Here is a 15,625-nt window from a genome sequence, read left to right as displayed (position 1 = left end):
AACGCAAAACGCCGCGAGAGGGTCTCGCGGCGTTTTTGTTTGGCGGTACGACTGGGCAGCGCCCGTCCGCGGGTGGGCGCGATGCCCTGACAGTATGGCAATCGTGCCGCAGCGCAGTATCCGAGCGCCATATGGTGAGCGGGCTCAGAAGCGCCCGCCCATGGGGGGCGGTCGGGCGCTGCCCGGCGGCCAGCGGCCTTGACTCCGGGCGAAGTCACGCACCGAGTGATTTGGCGATCCAGACCACCAGCACGCCAAGTGCCACGGCCATCAGGCCCATGGTGCGGCGCTGCCCCTCGCTGAAGCTGCGCAGCATCTCCAGCAACTCCTCAACAATAGAAGGGGCCAGTGCGTACACCAGCCCCTCCAAAACCAATACCAGCCCAAGAGCCAGAAGTGCGGTTTCAACCATCAGCGACCTTGCACGTCACGGAAGTAGTTGAAGAAATCGCTGTCCGGGGACATCACGATGGAGGAGTTGTCCCCCTTGAGTGCCATCCGGTAGGCGTTCAGAGACCGGTAGAATTCAAAGAACTCGGGGTCTTCGCCAAAGGCTTCCGCAAAGATCGCGTTGCGCTCTGCGTCCGCTTCACCGCGGGTGATCTCCGCCTCGCGACGCGCCTCGGAGACAAGCTCCACAACAGTACGGTCTGCTTGCGCACGCACACGCTGCGCCGCCTCGTTACCACGGGCGCGTTCATCAGTCGCTTCACGCTCCCGCTCGGCCCGCATCCGCTCAAAGGTGGCTTCCAAGTTTTGTGGTGGCAGGTCAGTGGCCTTCAGACGCACGTCGACAACCTCCAAACCCAGCGCACGCGCTTGAGTGATAGCGGCGTTGCGGATGCGCAGCATCAGCGCCGCACGGTCGGTGGACAGGATGTCCTTGGACGACACGGTACCGAGCACCTCACGGGTCTCCGCTGTCAGGATACGGTCAAGCCGCTGCCCGGCCACAACCTCACCGCCGTTACCAACGGCCTGACGGAATTGGACCACATCAGCAATCCGGTAACGTGCAAAGGCGTCAACAACGAGACGACGATCATCGGCTGGCGTGACCTCGATTGGTCCAACGTCGATGGACAGGATGCGGTCATCGTAGCGCACAACTTCATCAAAGAGCGGCACTTTGAACGCCAGTCCAGGATCTTCCTTGATGGCCACAACCCGACCAAACCGAAGAACAAGGGCTTTCTCGCGTTCGTCCACAATGAAGATCGAAGACATAATTGCCGCAATCGCGATTACCAGGATCGGCAAAAGATACGTGGTCTTTTTCATATCAGTTGCTCCCCTTACGCAGTTCGTTCAGCGGCAGATACGGCACCACACCGGAGCCCCCATCGCCTTGTTCGTCGATGATCACCTTGTCGATGTCACCCAGAACCTCTTCCATAGTTTCCAGATAGAGACGCTTGCGGGTTACTTCCGGTGCCTTGGCGTATTCTTCCAGAACGGCGGTAAAGCGAGATGCCTCACCCTGTGCTTCGTTCACGACCTGCGCCCGGTAGCCTTCGGCTTCTTCCAGAACCTGCGCGGCTTCACCACGGGCTTCCGCTAGAACGCGGTTGGCGTAGGCGTCCGCAACGTTTTGCAGTCGGTCACGCTCCTGCGCGGCGGCCTGAACGTCACGGAAAGCGTCAATCACACTGGACGGCGGGTCAGCACGGTCAAAGTTCACACGCACGATGTTCACACCACTGTCGTAGCTGTCGAGCGTGTCCTGAATGAGTTCCTGCAGACGGTCCGCAATCACGCCACGATCCCGGTTGAGGATCGGCGCAAGTTCGGATTGCGCGATGATCTCACGCATGGCCGATTCCGACACTGCGCGAATGGTCTGGGGCGGATCGGCCAGGTTAAACAGGTATTTGGCCGGGTCCGCGATGTTCCACACCACCTGGTAATCGACATCCACCACGTTTTCGTCGCCGGTCAGCATCAGGCCATCTTCGCCACGGCGCGCGCCGCCCATGTCTTCGGTCTGTTCGCGGGTGACAGGCAGAACTTCTTTGGTGACAAATGGCCACGGTGCAAAGTTCAGGCCTTCGGTGCCGGTACTGTAGTATTCCCCAAGGAACAGCTCGACGGATTGTTCAAAGTTCTGCACGCGGTAAAAGCTGGCCGCACCCCAAACGACAACTGCCGCGGCTGCACCAATCAGCAGCATACCCTTGCTGATACCCGGGCCACCGGCCCCGCCTTGGCCGCTGCCATTTTGGCCGCCGCCCTGACCACCGCGACCACCCATCAGAACCTTCAACTGGTCCTGACCTTTTTTCATCAGGTCATCAATGTCGGGAATCTGCGGGCCATCGCCCTCAGGGGGACGTCGGCCGCCACCGTTGTTGTTGCCACGGTTGCCCCCACCTTGGTTGCCTCCGCCTTGGTTGTTGCCGCCCCCTCCCCAGGGGCCGCCGCTGTTTCCTGCCATTCGGGATCTTCCCTCTCTATATCGTCTTTGGCGCTCCCCTAAACCTGAGGGTTGCGCCAGAAAAATCAACCCATGTGCAGCCTATAGGCTGCGGACAGGGGCTTTCATAGTGACCAGTTCTTCGGACATGGTCGGGTGCACCGCCACGGTCCGGTCGAAGTCTTCTTTGGTGGCGCCCATTTTTACGGCAATGCCCGCCAGCTGGATCATCTCTCCCGCGCCGGGCGCGACGATGTGACAGCCCAGCACTTTGCGGGTGGCCTTGCTGACAATCAGCTTCATCAGCACACGCTCCGCACGACCGGCAAAGGCCTGCTGCATGGGTTTAAAGCTGGTGGCGTAAACCTCAATTGGCTCTTGCTCTGCGGCTTCCTCTTCCGAAAGCCCCACAGTGCCCATTTCTGGCTGCGTGAAGATCGCTGTCGGGATCAAATCGTGGTCCACAGGTGTTGGATTGCCTTTGAACACGGTTTCAACAAAGGCCATGCCCTCGCGGATCGCCACAGGGGTGAGGTTCACGCGGTCGGTGACGTCACCCACAGCGTATACAGACGGCACGCCGGTCTGGCTGCAGTCATCCACAACCACTTCGCCTTTGCGACCGAGCTTCACGCCAATCTCTTCAAGACCCATGTTCTCGGTGTTGGGTGCACGGCCGGTGGCAAACATCACCTGATCAAACAGGCGCTCTTCGCCGTTGGTGGCTTTCACCCAAATCTTGTCGCCTTCTTTGCGCATCTCAAGAATGTTGGTGCCACAGTGCAGATCGACGCCGCGCTGCTTCATCTCTTCGGCCACCAAGCCGCGAGCTTCATCGTCAAAGCCGCGCAGGATTTGCGCACCCCGATAGAACTGCGTGGTTTTTACCCCAAGGCCGTTCATGATGCCCGCAAACTCAGACGCGATGTAGCCGCCGCCTACAATCAGAATGCTCTCGGGCAGTTTGTCGAGGTGGAAGATTTCATTGGAACTGATGCCCAGTTCGGCCCCTGGCAGGTCCGGCCAGACCGGGCGTCCACCCATCGCCAACAGAATGTGCTTCGCGGTCTTCTGTGTGCCGTCGGCCAACTCAACCGTATGTGCATCCACCATCTTGGCGCGCTGATCAAAGCTTTCGACACCGCTGTTTTTCAGCAAGTTGCGATAGATACCTTCGAGCCGGTCCAGCTCAGCATGCAGCTTGCTCTTGAAGGCATCCCAATCAAACGCGCCCGGCTTGATATCCCAGCCATACGCCTGTGCATCTTCCACCATGCCCGCGTACTCAGACGCAAAGACCATCAGCTTCTTGGGCACACAACCCCGGATCACACAGGTGCCGCCATAGCGGTCTTCTTCCGCCAGCGCGACTTTTACACCTTCGGCTGCTGCAACGCGCGCAGCCCGTACGCCACCGGAGCCACCGCCGATGACAAAGAGATCATAATCAAAGGACATGATGTGCCTTATTGTTAGTCCACCAGATCGGTGAACAGATTGTCTGTTTCTGCGAAGTCGAGCATCGCCTCTTCGATTGTGCCCGCGTTGATGTCGCGCACTTCCACGCGGCCATCGCCATAGCCCACAACCACCGCATCACAAATATCGATGAAGAGACCGTTTTCAACCACACCCGGCATCTGGTTGATCACAAGTGCGAGTTGGCGGGCGTCGCCAATGCGGTTGAGGTGCAGATCGAGGATGTGGTTGCCTTCGTCGGTCACAAACGGCGCATCGCCGTTCATGCGCAGCGTGCTGGTGCGGCCCAAGACGTCCATGCTCACAAGGGTTTCTTCAATCAACGCCTGCGTGGTCTGCCAGCCAAAGGGCACCACCTCCACCGGCAGAGGGAAAGCGCCCAGCGTTTCGACCTCTTTGCCGACATCGGCAATCACAACCATTTGATCCGACGCGGTGGCCACGATCTTCTCTTGCAAAAGCGCACCGCCACCGCCTTTGATCAGGTTCAGGTCCGCGTCAAATTCGTCTGCGCCATCAATGGTCACGTCGAGCCATTTGGCCTCATCCAGGCTGATCACTTCGATGCCCACTTCACGCGCCAGTTCGGCAGTACGGGTAGAGGTCGGTACGCCCTTGATGCGCAGACCTTGGTCCCGCACCATTTCACCCAGGCAGCGCACCAGCCATGCGGCGGTCGAGCCGGTGCCCAACCCCACGCGCATGCCATCTTCGACATAGTCGGTGGCGCGTTTGGCGGCGACAAATTTGGCCTTGTCGATGGGCGACAACTCTCCGGTCATTGCGGCAACTCCCTGCATGCTTTGGGACTTTATAAGAAAGAAGCCCGTCAGGCGCGAGAGGGGAATATCGGAAAATGCGCTATGTTGGCGGGGTTTGGTTGCAAAAGGGAGCGCGAAAACCACTTTGACTGTGGTTGACCCTCCCGCCCGCGCGTGTTTCCTATCGGAAACGTCGTTTTTGCGCCGTCCACCTTGCCACACCCACGTTACATATCCGCCATGACAGACCGCTATCGCCTTCACTATGCGCCAGACAACGCTTCGATCATCATTCGTATGGTGCTGGAAGACTTGCGCCTGCCGTATGCAACCGCGCTAGTCGATCGGCGCGCGGATGCGCACAACAAGCCTGCGTTTCGTGCCATCAATCCCGCGGGAAAGATTCCGGCCCTTGAGACACCGGATGGTGTGATTTTTGAGACTGCCGCCATTTTATTGTGGCTAGCAGACCGCCATGGGGCTTTGGCTCCGACGCCTCAGGCGCCGGAGCGGGCAGCTTTTCTCAAATGGCTGTTTTACTTGTCAAACACGCTGCACGCCAATTTTCGGATGATCTTTTATCCGCGTCAGTACATGCCGGATGCACCTGAGGCGTTTCCTGCACTGGTCACTGGCGCGCGACAGCATGTGCGGCAGGGACTGGATCTTTTTGAACAGGAGGCCCAAGCCGGGCACAGCTGGTTCAATGCGGAGGTGCCTTCCGTTCTGGATTTCTACCTGGCAGCCATTGTGCGCTGGCTGGCGCTTTACCCCAAGGGGCAAACTGAGTGGTTTGAGCTAGGCGCCTATCCCGGTTTGAAACAGCTGGTCAGTCGCCTGGAAACCCGCCCAAGCGTCATAGCCATGTGCCGCGCAGAAGGTATGACGGCAACGCCTTTCACTAACCCACAGCCACCAATGCCTCATGAAGGATCGGTACTCTAGCCATGTTTCTCTCTGTCTTTGATATGTTCAAAGTGGGCGTTGGCCCGTCGTCGTCCCACACTATGGGCCCAATGGTGGCAGCCGCGCAGTTTTTAGATGTGATGCGTGCCTCGCCATTTGAGTTTCATGGCCTGAAAGGCTCTCTGCATGGCTCCCTTGCCTTCACGGGCGTCGGACATGCCACCGATCGGGCGACCATTCTTGGCCTCGCTGGGTTCCTGCCGGACAGCTACGACCATGAAAAGGCCGAAGCGGCGCTGGACCATATTCGGGAGACAGAGACGGTCCAGCCGGACGGCTTGCCTGTGCTGAAGTTCAATCCACGTGAAGATCTGAAGTTTGATTTTGGCCCCAACCTACCCGGCCACGCCAATGGCATGATTCTGATGGCTACTGATGCCCAGGGCGACGTGATCCTGCAGGAGACGTATTACTCCATTGGCGGCGGGTTTGTTCTGACGGAAAAAGAACTGACCGAAGGCAAAGCCACGGATGAGGGCGCGCCTGTGCCCTACCCGTTCAAATCCGCGGTCGAAATGCTGGAGATGGCCGAGCATTCCGGCAAGACCATTGCCGAGATGAAGAAGTCCAACGAGGTGGCGCGAGGCTGCCACGACAGCTTGACCAAGGGGTGCGCCCGTATCTGGCAGGTGATGAATGACTGCATTGATCGCGGACTGACTACAGATGGCACTTTGCCGGGGGGGCTCAATGTGCGTCGTCGGGCCAAGGCAATCCACGATGCCTTGCAGGCCGAACGCGGCATGAACCTGAATGCGCCGCACACCATCAATGACTGGATGAGCGCCTACGCTATGGCGGTGAACGAGGAAAACGCCGCAGGTGGACAGGTGGTCACAGCCCCAACCAATGGCGCAGCAGGTGTGATGCCTGCGGTGATCCGCTATTGGCTGGATCATGTGCCCGGCGCGACAGCTTCACGGATTGACGAATTTCTGCTCACAGCCGCTGCCATCGGCGGGCTGGTGAAATTCAACGCGTCGATTTCTGGTGCGGAAGCGGGATGCCAGGCTGAGGTCGGCTCTGCGTCTGCTATGGCCGCAGCTGGGCTTTGTGCCGTTATGGGCGGCACGCCGGAGCAGGTGGAGAATGCGGCGGAGATCGCGCTAGAGCATCACCTCGGCATGACCTGTGATCCGGTCAAAGGTCTGGTTCAGGTGCCTTGCATCGAGCGCAACGGGCTGGGCGCGATCAAAGCTGTGTCTGCGGCCTCACTTGCCCTACGCGGTGACGGGCAGCATTTTGTGCCGCTGGATGCGGTGATTGAAACCATGCGCCAGACCGGGGCGGATATGCACGAGAAGTACAAAGAGACCTCGCTGGGCGGTCTTGCGGTTAATGTGCCAAACTGCTGACACTCAGCGCTGTGCAAACACGCAGCCGTCGGAAATCAGTTCCGGCGGTGTCATGCACAGTGCGCGTGCCACCTGAAAGGCGGCCAGCACTTTTGGCACATAGGCCCGGGTTTCGGCATAGGGCGGCACGCCGGCGTGTTCGGTAATGCTGTTCTCGCCTGCGTTATAACCAGCCAGCACCAGGATCGGGTCGCCCTCAAACTTGTCCATCAGGAAATCCAGGAACTTGGCCCCGCCGGCAATGTTGTCTGCGCCGACAAAACTATCCTCGACGCCAAAGCGCGCGGCGGTGTCCGGCATCAACTGCATCAGGCCTTCCGCCCCTGCGCCGCTCACCGCGTCGGCCTTACCACCGGATTCGACCGCAATCACGGCCAAGACCAAAGCCGGCGACACCCGCGTGCCAATGGTGCTGCGTAGGATGTCGATGCCGTGGCCTTGCACGATAGACTGTAACGTGGTCAGACGGGGTGTCGGCACCGCTTTGCCTTCCGGCGGTTTGGACACCTTATTGAGCGCGCCTTCCAAACGGCCAGGGCTGGTGTCATCCAGTTTGGGCGAAATTTCCTCCCAGAACCAGGCCATCGCACCGGCGCCAGCCCCCGGCGAGACTTCCCCTGCGTCCTCAGACGACTGCGCCTCTGGAACCACGACTGGGGCGATCTGCACAGTGATACGCTTGCCCTGCCCCGGTTGTGGCGGCTTCACGCGCTTGGCAGAGAAGTCCGGAAATGGTTTAGGGCCTTCGGCAAACGCCGTCTCAGGGGCACTTACCCCCACCAATGCGGACAGGGCCGCTGCCAACACACACTTTTTTACCAACATGATGATCGCCTGCTCGGGTCATTTTGCGCCAGCTTCGCAGATTTTGGGCCCTCAGGCCAGTTTTGCTGCCTCATTGCTGCCCAAGTCTCTCGATTCGGCCGCATTCACCTCACATTGGCAGCCCTGGTTAACAAAAAATGAAGTTTTTTATTTAGCAAAAACAATCATCTAAACGCAAAATCCAAACAATATGTATTTGATCCAAAATCGAACCACTTGCGCCCAATTCCCGCCCCATTCGAGGGGGATATTGCTGTCATACCAAGTCGGGCAGGCAAGAGAGAGACACGCCAACAACGCACGACACGGTGGTTACGTAAATATGATCCTTTGGAGGGACACATCATGATCAAGTTCATCAAAAACTTCCGCAAAGACGAAGCTGGCGCAGTAACTGTTGACTGGGTTGTTCTGACCGCAGCCGTTGTAGGCCTGGCCGTTGCAGCATTCACCGCCATCGAATCCACAACTTCCGGTCTGACCACTGAAGCTGCTGTGGCTCTGAACGGTGCCGACGCGACAACTTCCGCGATCGCAACAACCGGCGGCTCTAACTAAGCCTTCCTGACGATATGAATGGGGATTGCCCGCACGGGCCCTCCCCACACGTCTGACACATCTATTTCTGGAGAATTCCAATGATCAAGTTCATCAAAAACTTCCGCAAAGACGAAGCTGGCGCAGTAACTGTTGACTGGGTTGTTCTGACCGCAGCCGTTGTAGGCCTGGCCGTTGCAGCATTCACCGCCATCGAATCCACAACTTCCGGTCTGACCACTGAAGCTGCTGTGGCTCTGAACGGTGCCGACGCGACAACTTCCGCGATCGCAACAACCGGCGGCTCTAACTAAGCCTTCCTGACGATATGAATGGGGATTGCCCGCACGGGCCCTCCCCACACGTCTGACACATCTATTTCTGGAGAATTCCAATGATCAAGTTCATCAAAAACTTCCGCAAAGACGAAGCTGGCGCAGTAACTGTTGACTGGGTTGTTCTGACCGCAGCCGTTGTAGGCCTGGCCGTTGCAGCATTCACCGCCATCGAATCCACAACTTCCGGTCTGACCACTGAAGCTGCTGTGGCTCTGAACGGTGCCGACGCGACAACTTCCGCGATCGCAACAACCGGCGGCTCTAACTAAGCCTTCCTGACGATATGAATGGGGATTGCCCGCACGGGCCCTCCCCACACGTCTGACACATCTATTTCTGGAGAATTCCAATGATCAAGTTCATCAAAAACTTCCGCAAAGACGAAGCTGGCGCAGTGACTGTGGACTGGGTTGTTCTGACCGCAGGTATCGTAGGGCTGGCGGTTGTTGTTTTTGCGGCCATTGAATCCGCAACCGCGACCCCTGTGACCGCTGCCGCTGTCACCATTACTGGCGCAGACGCCACGACGGCGCCGTTTGCCACACAGTAAGCACACGCTTCACAATCGAGACGTTGCGCAGGCGCCCAGAATGGGTCGCCTGTTCGCATTTGTGGGCATCAAAAGTGTCAGCAATTGCCCTGAAAGCTGCGTCGTGGCTCCCAGAATTTGCCACATTTGCCACTCACACTGTCATTGAACCATTCCCGCTGCGCCTCTTGCGCCGGGATCACAACACGAGGTGGAACCCATGCGTGCTATATTTGCAGCCGTTTTGCTTTTTGGATTGGGGATCGCGGGATTCGCAGTCTACATGGCGCAGAATTACATCAAGGGCTATGAAAACGCTCTGGCGCAGCAAAAGACCGAAAACCCGACCGTCGAGCTGGTCGACGGCTTTATTGTCGCGCGCCCCATGAAATTCGGCGAGAAACTCGCGCTTAAGGACGTGCGCCGCGTGCAGTGGCCCAAAGCGGCCATGCCCGAAGGCATGTTCACGGACGCTGACGTGCTGTTCCCAGACGGCAACAACCGGCAGCGGGTGATTTTGCGCTCGATGGAAAAAGGCGAAATCCTTCTCGCAGCGAAGCTCACCGAACCTGGCGAAGAGGCCGGCATCACTTCGCGCCTCAAGAACGGCGAACGCGCGTTTACTATCAAAGTTGACGTTGCCAGCGGGGTATCCGGACACATTCGCCCCGGCGACCTTGTCGACATCTACTGGACCGGCCGTATCGAACGTGACGAAACCAACCGCGGAGAATTCACCAAGCTGATCCAGCCCAATGTGAAGCTGGTCGCCGTGGACCAATCCGTGAATGAGGAACAAGCGGAAGCGCGTGTCGCGCGTACCGTTACTGTTGCAGCCACAACCGATCAGGTGCCAGCGTTAACCCAAGCACAAAGCTCCGGTCGTCTGTCCCTCTCGCTGGTGGGCGCCAATGACAATACCGTTGCCGAGGTCTTTGAGGTTGACCAGCGCATGTTGCTGGGAATCGAAGAGAAGGAAGACGCGCCAGTAGTGCAGCAGATCGTTCAAGTGCAGCAGCCCAAGGTTTGCACGATCAAAAACCGCAAAGGTGGACAGGTGATCGAAATTCCAATCCCTTGCACCAATTAACGCGGGTTTTAACGACCCAAATAACACCACTTTTTCGAAGGCGCCCACAACCTTGGGCGCCTTTGTTTATTGCGCTGGCGGCCATTCCCATGCTTTCCTCTGTGGCACAGGCCCCACAGAAGAACACCTCAACAAACCGCGCGAAACCATTGATTCTTGCAATATTTCGCCACTTGGCGCAGAGTGGACAAAAATGTGGGCAAAAGACCCGCGAACCGAGGCGTGATCGAGAGGCAGGTCACAATGACACTGAAAAGACTTTTTGGGGCGGCCCTGCTAGGCGTCGCCGTTGGGGTTATGCCAATGATGGCGACCCCGTCCTTTGCGGAATCTCTGCGTGTGGTGCGAAGCGGAACATCCTCTTCGCTCAGCGTGCCGATGAACCGCGCCGTTGTGGTGGAAAGCGACGTTCCCTTCGCAGAGCTGTCAATTGCTAACCCGGCAATTGCCGACATCTCATCGTTGTCTGATCGCACAATCTATGTGCTTGGCAAATCACCTGGTCTGACCACGCTGACATTGCTAGATGCCACCGGCAAACTGATCACAAACGTAGATGTGCGCGTGGCTCCGGATCTGTCGGAGTTTAAAGAGCGCCTGAAGCAAATTTTGCCAAACGAGACAATCGACGTGCGGTCTGCCAATGACGGTATCGTCATGTCAGGCACAGTCTCTTCGCCACAGCGCCTGCAACGCGCGCTGGATCTGGCGGAGCGTTACGCGCCCGAGCGGGTTTCCAACCTGATGGTCGTAGGCGGCGTGCAGCAGGTCATGCTCAAAGTGCGTTTTGCAGAAATGCAGCGCAGCGTTTCCAAGGCACTGTCGACCGATTTCCAAATCAGCGGAAATGGCAACCTCATTCAGACCGGTTTCTTCAACCAGGTGCCCGATGCGGAAACAGGGACCCGGCCGCTCAATCCGGGCACGCGCGGCGCTGGGTTGTTCAACCTGAACGCCGGTGCTTTTGAGATCAATCTGATGATCCAAGCGCTTGAGAGCAAAGGCATGGTACGGACGTTGGCCGAACCGAACCTCTCCGCGTTGTCCGGCCAAGAAGCGAAGTTCCTCGCCGGCGGTGAATACCCAATTCCGGTTGCACAAGACGGTGGCGAACTGTCCGTGGAGTTCAAACCTTTCGGTGTCGAACTCAACTTTGTACCGCGCGTGGTCGATGGCGACTTGATCAATTTGGAACTGGCCACTGCGGTTTCCGCACTGGATACGGCAAATGGCTATAATGATGGCACAGTCAGCATTGCGGCCTTTAGCCGGCGTGAAGCGTCCACAACAGTGGAAATGCGCGACGGCGAAAGCTTTGCCATTGCGGGCCTGCTGCAAGACAACTTCATGGACAACAACGCGCAGCTTCCATGGCTTGGTGACGTGCCAGTATTGGGCGCCCTATTTCGCAGCGCCGACTACGAGCGCTCACAATCGGAACTGGTTGTGATTGTGACCGCACATCTGGTGACACCAACCCGTGGCGAAGCGTTGGCTCTGCCAACCGACCGGATCAAACCCCCAACCGAACAGGAGCTCTTCCTGTTTGGCCACACCACCAGCGGCGCGAAAAAACAACGCGGCGCAGCGGGCGAAGTTGCAAAGCAGGACTTCACCGGCTCCTACGGCTACGTGATGGACTAAGGAAAGGCTGAGACATGATCAAAAAACTCGCCGCACTTGCGCTCTTGCTGATCTCCGCCTGTTCTGACGGGGACAGCAGCGCCCTGCCCTCCTGGGTTCGTGAGTCCGGGTCCGTTGTGGACAGTGGCACTTTCGGTGAAGCCACCGCCAACAACATCGGCATCCAAAACGGAGACAAATCATACGTCCTGAGTTTGGCCACCCGATTTGCTGAAGAAGTGCCCGCGATGGTGAACTTCGACTTTGACAGCGCGGTTCTGGATGAAAACGCCCGGACCATTTTGCGCCAGCAAGCGGCGTGGATCCGTGAGTTCCCAGAAGTGCGCTTCAAAGTGTATGGACACACCGATGCCGTGGGCAGCAACGCCTATAACAAATCTCTTGGGATGCGCCGCGCGCGTGCGGTGGTCTCTTACTTGTCCAGCCAAGGCATTGGGCGCGACCGCCTAGAAGCCGTTGTGTCTCTGGGCAAAACCCAACCCTTGGTCGTGACCCAAAACCGCGAACGCCGTAATCGCCGCACGGTCACTGAAGTCACCGGATTTGTTTCAAATCACCCGAATATCCTGGATGGACGGTACGCCTCGGTCATCTACCGTGAATACGTAGCCAGCGCCGTGCCACCAACCAACATCAGCGGCTTGTCCATTTCAAGCGGCGGCGAATAGCAAAGCAAAATCAACCAACTAGAGAAAGCCGGCCTTTGGGTCGGCTTTTTTGTGTTCCGGAAACGATCCGCCGCATTTGTCGGGATCGTCGCACAATACCGCACAATTTCGGTTTTTTAGCCCCAATGTTGCCCAAGTTCAGAGTGATCTTCGTTCCCGAGGCAAACTGTGTCTGGCGCGAGTCGGATGGCCAGCAATCGGGGTGATTGTCAGGCAACTGCCAAAGAGAGGTGGGCACCTCTGCACCATAACAGGCGCATATTGCGCCAGAGGACTTGAGGCTGAAGATGAGTAGCGAAGCGCTGCAAACCGATCAAAATCCAATCCTGGCATGTACCATTTGCCGGGATGTGCAGAATTTTGAACTTCTGATTGTGGATATGGAAGAAGCCCTGGGAGAACAATGGGGCGACCTCGGCTTTGAGGACGCTGTGCCATTCATGGCGCAACCCGAGGCGGAACATCTGGAATTCATTGCCATTGCCATGGACGACATGGACGAGGATTCTCTGGATGAGCTGACGGACATCATCACCGAAGCACGCAACCGCAACATTCGCACCCTTCTGATTGCAGAAGACGTGACCCCGGCCTCGTTGCACACCTTGCTGCGCCATGGCGCTGACGAGTTTATCCCCTACCCGCTTCCACCTGGCGAACTCCAAGCCGCGATCGAAAAGATCCGCGCGGCGGCCAAGGCCGCAGAAATTCCAGCGTCCTCCCAAGTGAAACTCGCCGCATCCGATGTGTCCCACGAAGGCGTCTTAATCGCGGTGCACGGTATCGCCGGCGGCACCGGCGCAACCACTCTGGCCACCAACCTTGGCTGGGAACTTGCAACCACAGGAAGCGAGCCACCAAGCGTATGCTTGCTTGATCTCGACCTGCAGTTTGGCACCATGTCGACCTATCTTGATCTGCCTCGGCCTGACGCGGTGTTTGAGCTTTTGACCGATACCGAAAGCATGGACAGCGATAGCTTTGGCCAAGCGCTGCAAACCTACGAAGAAAAGCTGCATGTTTTGACCGCTCCGGCGGAGATCATCCCGCTGGATCTTGTCGGCCCCGAGGACATCGACCGCATGTTGGAGATGGCGCGAAAACACTATGACTATGTGATTGTCGACATGCCGTCGACGCTGGTGCAGTGGTCCGAAGTCGTGCTGCAGGCGGCCCATGTCTACTTTGCGACGATGGAAATCGACATGCGCTCGGCCCAGAACGCCATGCGTCTTAAGCGGGCTCTGCAAGCGGAAGATCTGCCTTTTGAAAAGCTGCGCTACGTGATGAACCGCGCGCCAAAGTTCACCGATCTGGCGGGCAAAAGCCGGGTGAAACGTCTGGCGGAAAGCCTCGGCATCTCGATTGATTTGAACATGCCTGATGGCGGCAAGCAGGTTGCGCAATCGTCTGATCATGGTCAGCCGCTGGCGATCAGCGCCGCCAAAAACCCGCTCCGCAAGGAAATTGCCAAGCTCGCCGCCAGCCTGCACGCGCTGGATCAAGCCAGCGAAAAAGCCGCGTAACAAAGGACCGTCGCCATGTTTTCTCGTTACAAAAAATCTGACGCCAAACCCGGTCCCGCAGTTGCTGAAAAAGCCGCGAAAGCCGAAGCGAAAAAAGCCGCACCGGCTCCTGCGCCAGCTGCTGCCCCCAGCGCAACTTCGGCAGCAAAAAAAGTGATGCGCCGCCCTGTGGCTGAGAAGGCGGCAGGCGTCGTTGCCGCTGGTGACAAAGAGCGTCGCCGCAAGGAACGCCTTGGCGAAATCAAGCTGGAACTGCACCGCGAACTTCTGGACAACCTGAACCTGGCTGCATTGGACAAGGCGTCTGAGCGCGAGCTGCGGGCTGAAATCACCGCCATTGCCACCGAAGTGCTTCAAGAAAAAGCGATTGTGCTCAATCGTGAAGAGCGCACCACGGTGTTTCAGGAGCTGTATGACGAGGTCACCGGCCTTGGTCCGCTGGAAACCCTGCTGCAAGATGAGACCGTGAACGATATTCTGGTGAACGGCCCGAAGCAGATTTTTGTGGAACGCGCCGGTAAGCTTGAGCTTACCGACATTGTGTTCAAAGACGAAAAACACCTGCTGCGCATCATCGACAAGATTGTGTCGGCGGTGGGGCGTCGTGTGGATGAGTCCAACCCCTATGTGGACGCCCGCCTGGCGGATGGCTCGCGCTTCAACGCCATGGTCTCCCCGATTGCGGTGGATGGCTCGTTGGTGTCCATTCGTAAGTTCAAGAAAGACAAGCTGGGCATTGATGACCTGGTGCGCTTTGGCGCCTTCTCTGAAGAGATGGCCGCCTATCTGCAGGCGGCGGTGTCCACCCGCCTGAACGTGATTGTGTCCGGCGGTACTGGCTCCGGTAAAACCACCACGCTCAACGCGCTGAGTTCTTTCATTGATAACGCCGAACGTATCCTGACGATTGAGGATACCGCGGAACTTCAACTGCAACAGACCCATGTGGGCCGGATGGAAAGCCGCCCGCCCAACGTGGAAGGCAAAGGCGAAGTCTCCCCGCGCGACTGTCTGAAAAACGCACTGCGGATGCGCCCTGACCGCATCATCGTGGGGGAGACGCGTGGCGAAGAAGTGATCGACATGCTGCAGGCGATGAACACCGGCCACGACGGCTCGATGACCACAATTCACGCCAACAACGCACGCGACGGTATTTCCCGTCTGGAAAACATGATCGCCATGGCCGGGATTGAGATGCCGCTGAAGGCGGTGCGATCGCAGATTTCTTCGGCGGTGAACCTGATCGTGCAAGCCTCGCGTCTTCAGGACGGCTCGCGTCGCATGACCTCAATCACCGAGATCACCGGCATGGAGGGGGACGTGATCTCTATGCAGGAAATTTTCCGCTTCCAGCGCACCGGCCTGACGCCGGAAAACAAGATTATTGGCCATTTCACAGCCACCGGCGTGCGCTCGCACTATTCCGAGCGCTTCCGTCTCTGGGGCTACGATCTGCCGCCTGAAATTTACGAACCGTCTGCGGGGTAATCA

17 protein-coding genes are annotated in these 15,625 nt (G+C 57.9%); 11 read left to right on the top strand and 6 right to left on the bottom strand.

The window, feature by feature from the left end:
- Positions 1 to 214: 214 nt before the first annotated feature.
- The 5 genes from MK208_RS01375 to rpiA form a co-directional block, all read right to left on the bottom strand.
- Positions 215 to 412, bottom strand: a complete 198-nt coding sequence (locus tag MK208_RS01375) for a DUF2065 family protein (protein ID WP_168591422.1) — start codon at positions 410 to 412, stop codon at positions 215 to 217.
- Positions 412 to 1,281 carry a protease modulator HflC gene (gene hflC / locus MK208_RS01370; RefSeq protein ID WP_294113140.1) on the bottom strand — a complete coding sequence of 290 codons (870 nt, stop codon included), beginning with the start codon at positions 1,279 to 1,281 and terminating at the stop codon, positions 412 to 414. The genes MK208_RS01375 and hflC overlap by 1 nt, the downstream gene beginning before the upstream one ends.
- Before the next feature lies 1 nt (position 1,282).
- Positions 1,283 to 2,434 carry an FtsH protease activity modulator HflK gene (gene hflK / locus MK208_RS01365; protein ID WP_294113139.1) on the bottom strand — a complete coding sequence of 384 codons (1,152 nt, stop codon included), beginning with the start codon at positions 2,432 to 2,434 and terminating at the stop codon, positions 1,283 to 1,285.
- Between the two features lie 81 nt (positions 2,435 to 2,515).
- Positions 2,516 to 3,871, bottom strand: coding sequence for a glutathione-disulfide reductase (gene gor / locus MK208_RS01360; protein ID WP_294113138.1), 1,356 nt, complete (start codon positions 3,869 to 3,871; stop codon positions 2,516 to 2,518).
- Between the two features lie 14 nt (positions 3,872 to 3,885).
- The gene (gene rpiA, locus MK208_RS01355; RefSeq protein ID WP_294113136.1) at positions 3,886 to 4,674 is read right to left on the bottom strand and encodes a ribose-5-phosphate isomerase RpiA; all 789 of its coding nucleotides are present in this window, start codon (positions 4,672 to 4,674) and stop codon (positions 3,886 to 3,888) included.
- Between the two features lie 219 nt (positions 4,675 to 4,893).
- On the opposite strand from rpiA, the gene MK208_RS01350 reads away from it, so the two are divergent.
- Positions 4,894 to 5,598, top strand: coding sequence for a glutathione S-transferase family protein (locus tag MK208_RS01350; RefSeq protein ID WP_294113133.1), 705 nt, complete (start codon positions 4,894 to 4,896; stop codon positions 5,596 to 5,598).
- A gap of 2 nt (positions 5,599 to 5,600) precedes the next feature.
- Complete coding sequence (locus MK208_RS01345) at positions 5,601 to 6,974, top strand: L-serine ammonia-lyase (protein ID WP_294113131.1); 1,374 nt, start codon at positions 5,601 to 5,603, stop codon at positions 6,972 to 6,974.
- 3 nt (positions 6,975 to 6,977) lie between these two features.
- Here MK208_RS01345 and MK208_RS01340 read toward each other — a convergent pair whose 3' ends face one another.
- Positions 6,978 to 7,799, bottom strand: a complete 822-nt coding sequence (locus MK208_RS01340) for a lytic transglycosylase domain-containing protein (RefSeq protein ID WP_294113130.1) — start codon at positions 7,797 to 7,799, stop codon at positions 6,978 to 6,980.
- A 345-nt stretch (positions 7,800 to 8,144) separates the two neighbouring features.
- Here MK208_RS01340 and MK208_RS01335 point away from each other — a divergent pair, with 345 nt between their 5' ends.
- From MK208_RS01335 to MK208_RS01295, 9 genes are all read left to right on the top strand, one after another.
- The gene (locus MK208_RS01335; RefSeq protein ID WP_294113129.1) at positions 8,145 to 8,357 is read left to right on the top strand and encodes a hypothetical protein; all 213 of its coding nucleotides are present in this window, start codon (positions 8,145 to 8,147) and stop codon (positions 8,355 to 8,357) included.
- An 80-nt stretch (positions 8,358 to 8,437) separates the two neighbouring features.
- Complete coding sequence (locus MK208_RS01330) at positions 8,438 to 8,650, top strand: hypothetical protein (RefSeq protein WP_294113129.1); 213 nt, start codon at positions 8,438 to 8,440, stop codon at positions 8,648 to 8,650.
- Between the two features lie 80 nt (positions 8,651 to 8,730).
- Positions 8,731 to 8,943, top strand: a complete 213-nt coding sequence (locus tag MK208_RS01325) for a hypothetical protein (protein WP_294113129.1) — start codon at positions 8,731 to 8,733, stop codon at positions 8,941 to 8,943.
- Positions 8,944 to 9,023: 80 nt separating this feature from the next.
- Positions 9,024 to 9,224 (top strand): hypothetical protein, encoded by a 201-nt coding sequence (locus MK208_RS01320; RefSeq protein ID WP_294113128.1) that lies wholly within the window; start codon positions 9,024 to 9,026, stop codon positions 9,222 to 9,224.
- Between the two features lie 199 nt (positions 9,225 to 9,423).
- Complete coding sequence (gene cpaB, locus MK208_RS01315; RefSeq protein WP_294113126.1) at positions 9,424 to 10,293, top strand: Flp pilus assembly protein CpaB; 870 nt, start codon at positions 9,424 to 9,426, stop codon at positions 10,291 to 10,293.
- A 243-nt stretch (positions 10,294 to 10,536) separates the two neighbouring features.
- A complete protein-coding gene (locus tag MK208_RS01310; RefSeq protein WP_294113124.1) occupies positions 10,537 to 11,937 on the top strand; it encodes a type II and III secretion system protein family protein in 1,401 nt (466 codons plus the stop codon).
- 14 nt (positions 11,938 to 11,951) lie between these two features.
- Positions 11,952 to 12,605, top strand: coding sequence for an OmpA family protein (locus MK208_RS01305; protein ID WP_294113122.1), 654 nt, complete (start codon positions 11,952 to 11,954; stop codon positions 12,603 to 12,605).
- A gap of 287 nt (positions 12,606 to 12,892) precedes the next feature.
- Entirely contained in the window at positions 12,893 to 14,131 is a 1,239-nt protein-coding gene (locus MK208_RS01300; protein WP_294113119.1) for an AAA family ATPase, read from the top strand.
- 15 nt (positions 14,132 to 14,146) lie between these two features.
- A complete protein-coding gene (locus MK208_RS01295) occupies positions 14,147 to 15,622 on the top strand; it encodes a CpaF family protein (protein WP_294113117.1) in 1,476 nt (491 codons plus the stop codon).
- Positions 15,623 to 15,625 lie beyond the last annotated feature (3 nt).

Origin of the sequence: Shimia sp. (genome assembly GCF_022448905.1) — a bacterium.
Classification (GTDB): Bacteria; Pseudomonadota; Alphaproteobacteria; order Rhodobacterales; family Rhodobacteraceae; genus Shimia.
Note: the sequence above shows the minus strand (reverse complement) of the source record. Positions and strands in the feature narration are given on the sequence as shown.

Bases quoted from the DNA above. Each gene is read 5' to 3' on its own strand.
- MK208_RS01375 (WP_168591422.1), bottom strand. From the start codon at position 412: ATGGTTGAAACCGCACTTCTGGCTCTTGGGCTGGTATTGGTTTTGGAG.
- hflC (WP_294113140.1), bottom strand. From the start codon at position 1,281: ATGAAAAAGACCACGTATCTTTTGCCGATCCTGGTAATCGCGATTGCG.
- hflK (WP_294113139.1), bottom strand. From the start codon at position 2,434: ATGGCAGGAAACAGCGGCGGCCCCTGGGGAGGGGGCGGCAACAACCAA.
- gor (WP_294113138.1), bottom strand. From the start codon at position 3,871: ATGTCCTTTGATTATGATCTCTTTGTCATCGGCGGTGGCTCCGGTGGC.
- rpiA (WP_294113136.1), bottom strand. From the start codon at position 4,674: ATGACCGGAGAGTTGTCGCCCATCGACAAGGCCAAATTTGTCGCCGCC.
- MK208_RS01350 (WP_294113133.1), top strand. From the start codon at position 4,894: ATGACAGACCGCTATCGCCTTCACTATGCGCCAGACAACGCTTCGATC.
- MK208_RS01345 (WP_294113131.1), top strand. From the start codon at position 5,601: ATGTTTCTCTCTGTCTTTGATATGTTCAAAGTGGGCGTTGGCCCGTCG.
- MK208_RS01340 (WP_294113130.1), bottom strand. From the start codon at position 7,799: ATGTTGGTAAAAAAGTGTGTGTTGGCAGCGGCCCTGTCCGCATTGGTG.
- MK208_RS01335 (WP_294113129.1), top strand. From the start codon at position 8,145: ATGATCAAGTTCATCAAAAACTTCCGCAAAGACGAAGCTGGCGCAGTA.
- MK208_RS01330 (WP_294113129.1), top strand. From the start codon at position 8,438: ATGATCAAGTTCATCAAAAACTTCCGCAAAGACGAAGCTGGCGCAGTA.
- MK208_RS01325 (WP_294113129.1), top strand. From the start codon at position 8,731: ATGATCAAGTTCATCAAAAACTTCCGCAAAGACGAAGCTGGCGCAGTA.
- MK208_RS01320 (WP_294113128.1), top strand. From the start codon at position 9,024: ATGATCAAGTTCATCAAAAACTTCCGCAAAGACGAAGCTGGCGCAGTG.
- cpaB (WP_294113126.1), top strand. From the start codon at position 9,424: ATGCGTGCTATATTTGCAGCCGTTTTGCTTTTTGGATTGGGGATCGCG.
- MK208_RS01310 (WP_294113124.1), top strand. From the start codon at position 10,537: ATGACACTGAAAAGACTTTTTGGGGCGGCCCTGCTAGGCGTCGCCGTT.
- MK208_RS01305 (WP_294113122.1), top strand. From the start codon at position 11,952: ATGATCAAAAAACTCGCCGCACTTGCGCTCTTGCTGATCTCCGCCTGT.
- MK208_RS01300 (WP_294113119.1), top strand. From the start codon at position 12,893: ATGAGTAGCGAAGCGCTGCAAACCGATCAAAATCCAATCCTGGCATGT.
- MK208_RS01295 (WP_294113117.1), top strand. From the start codon at position 14,147: ATGTTTTCTCGTTACAAAAAATCTGACGCCAAACCCGGTCCCGCAGTT.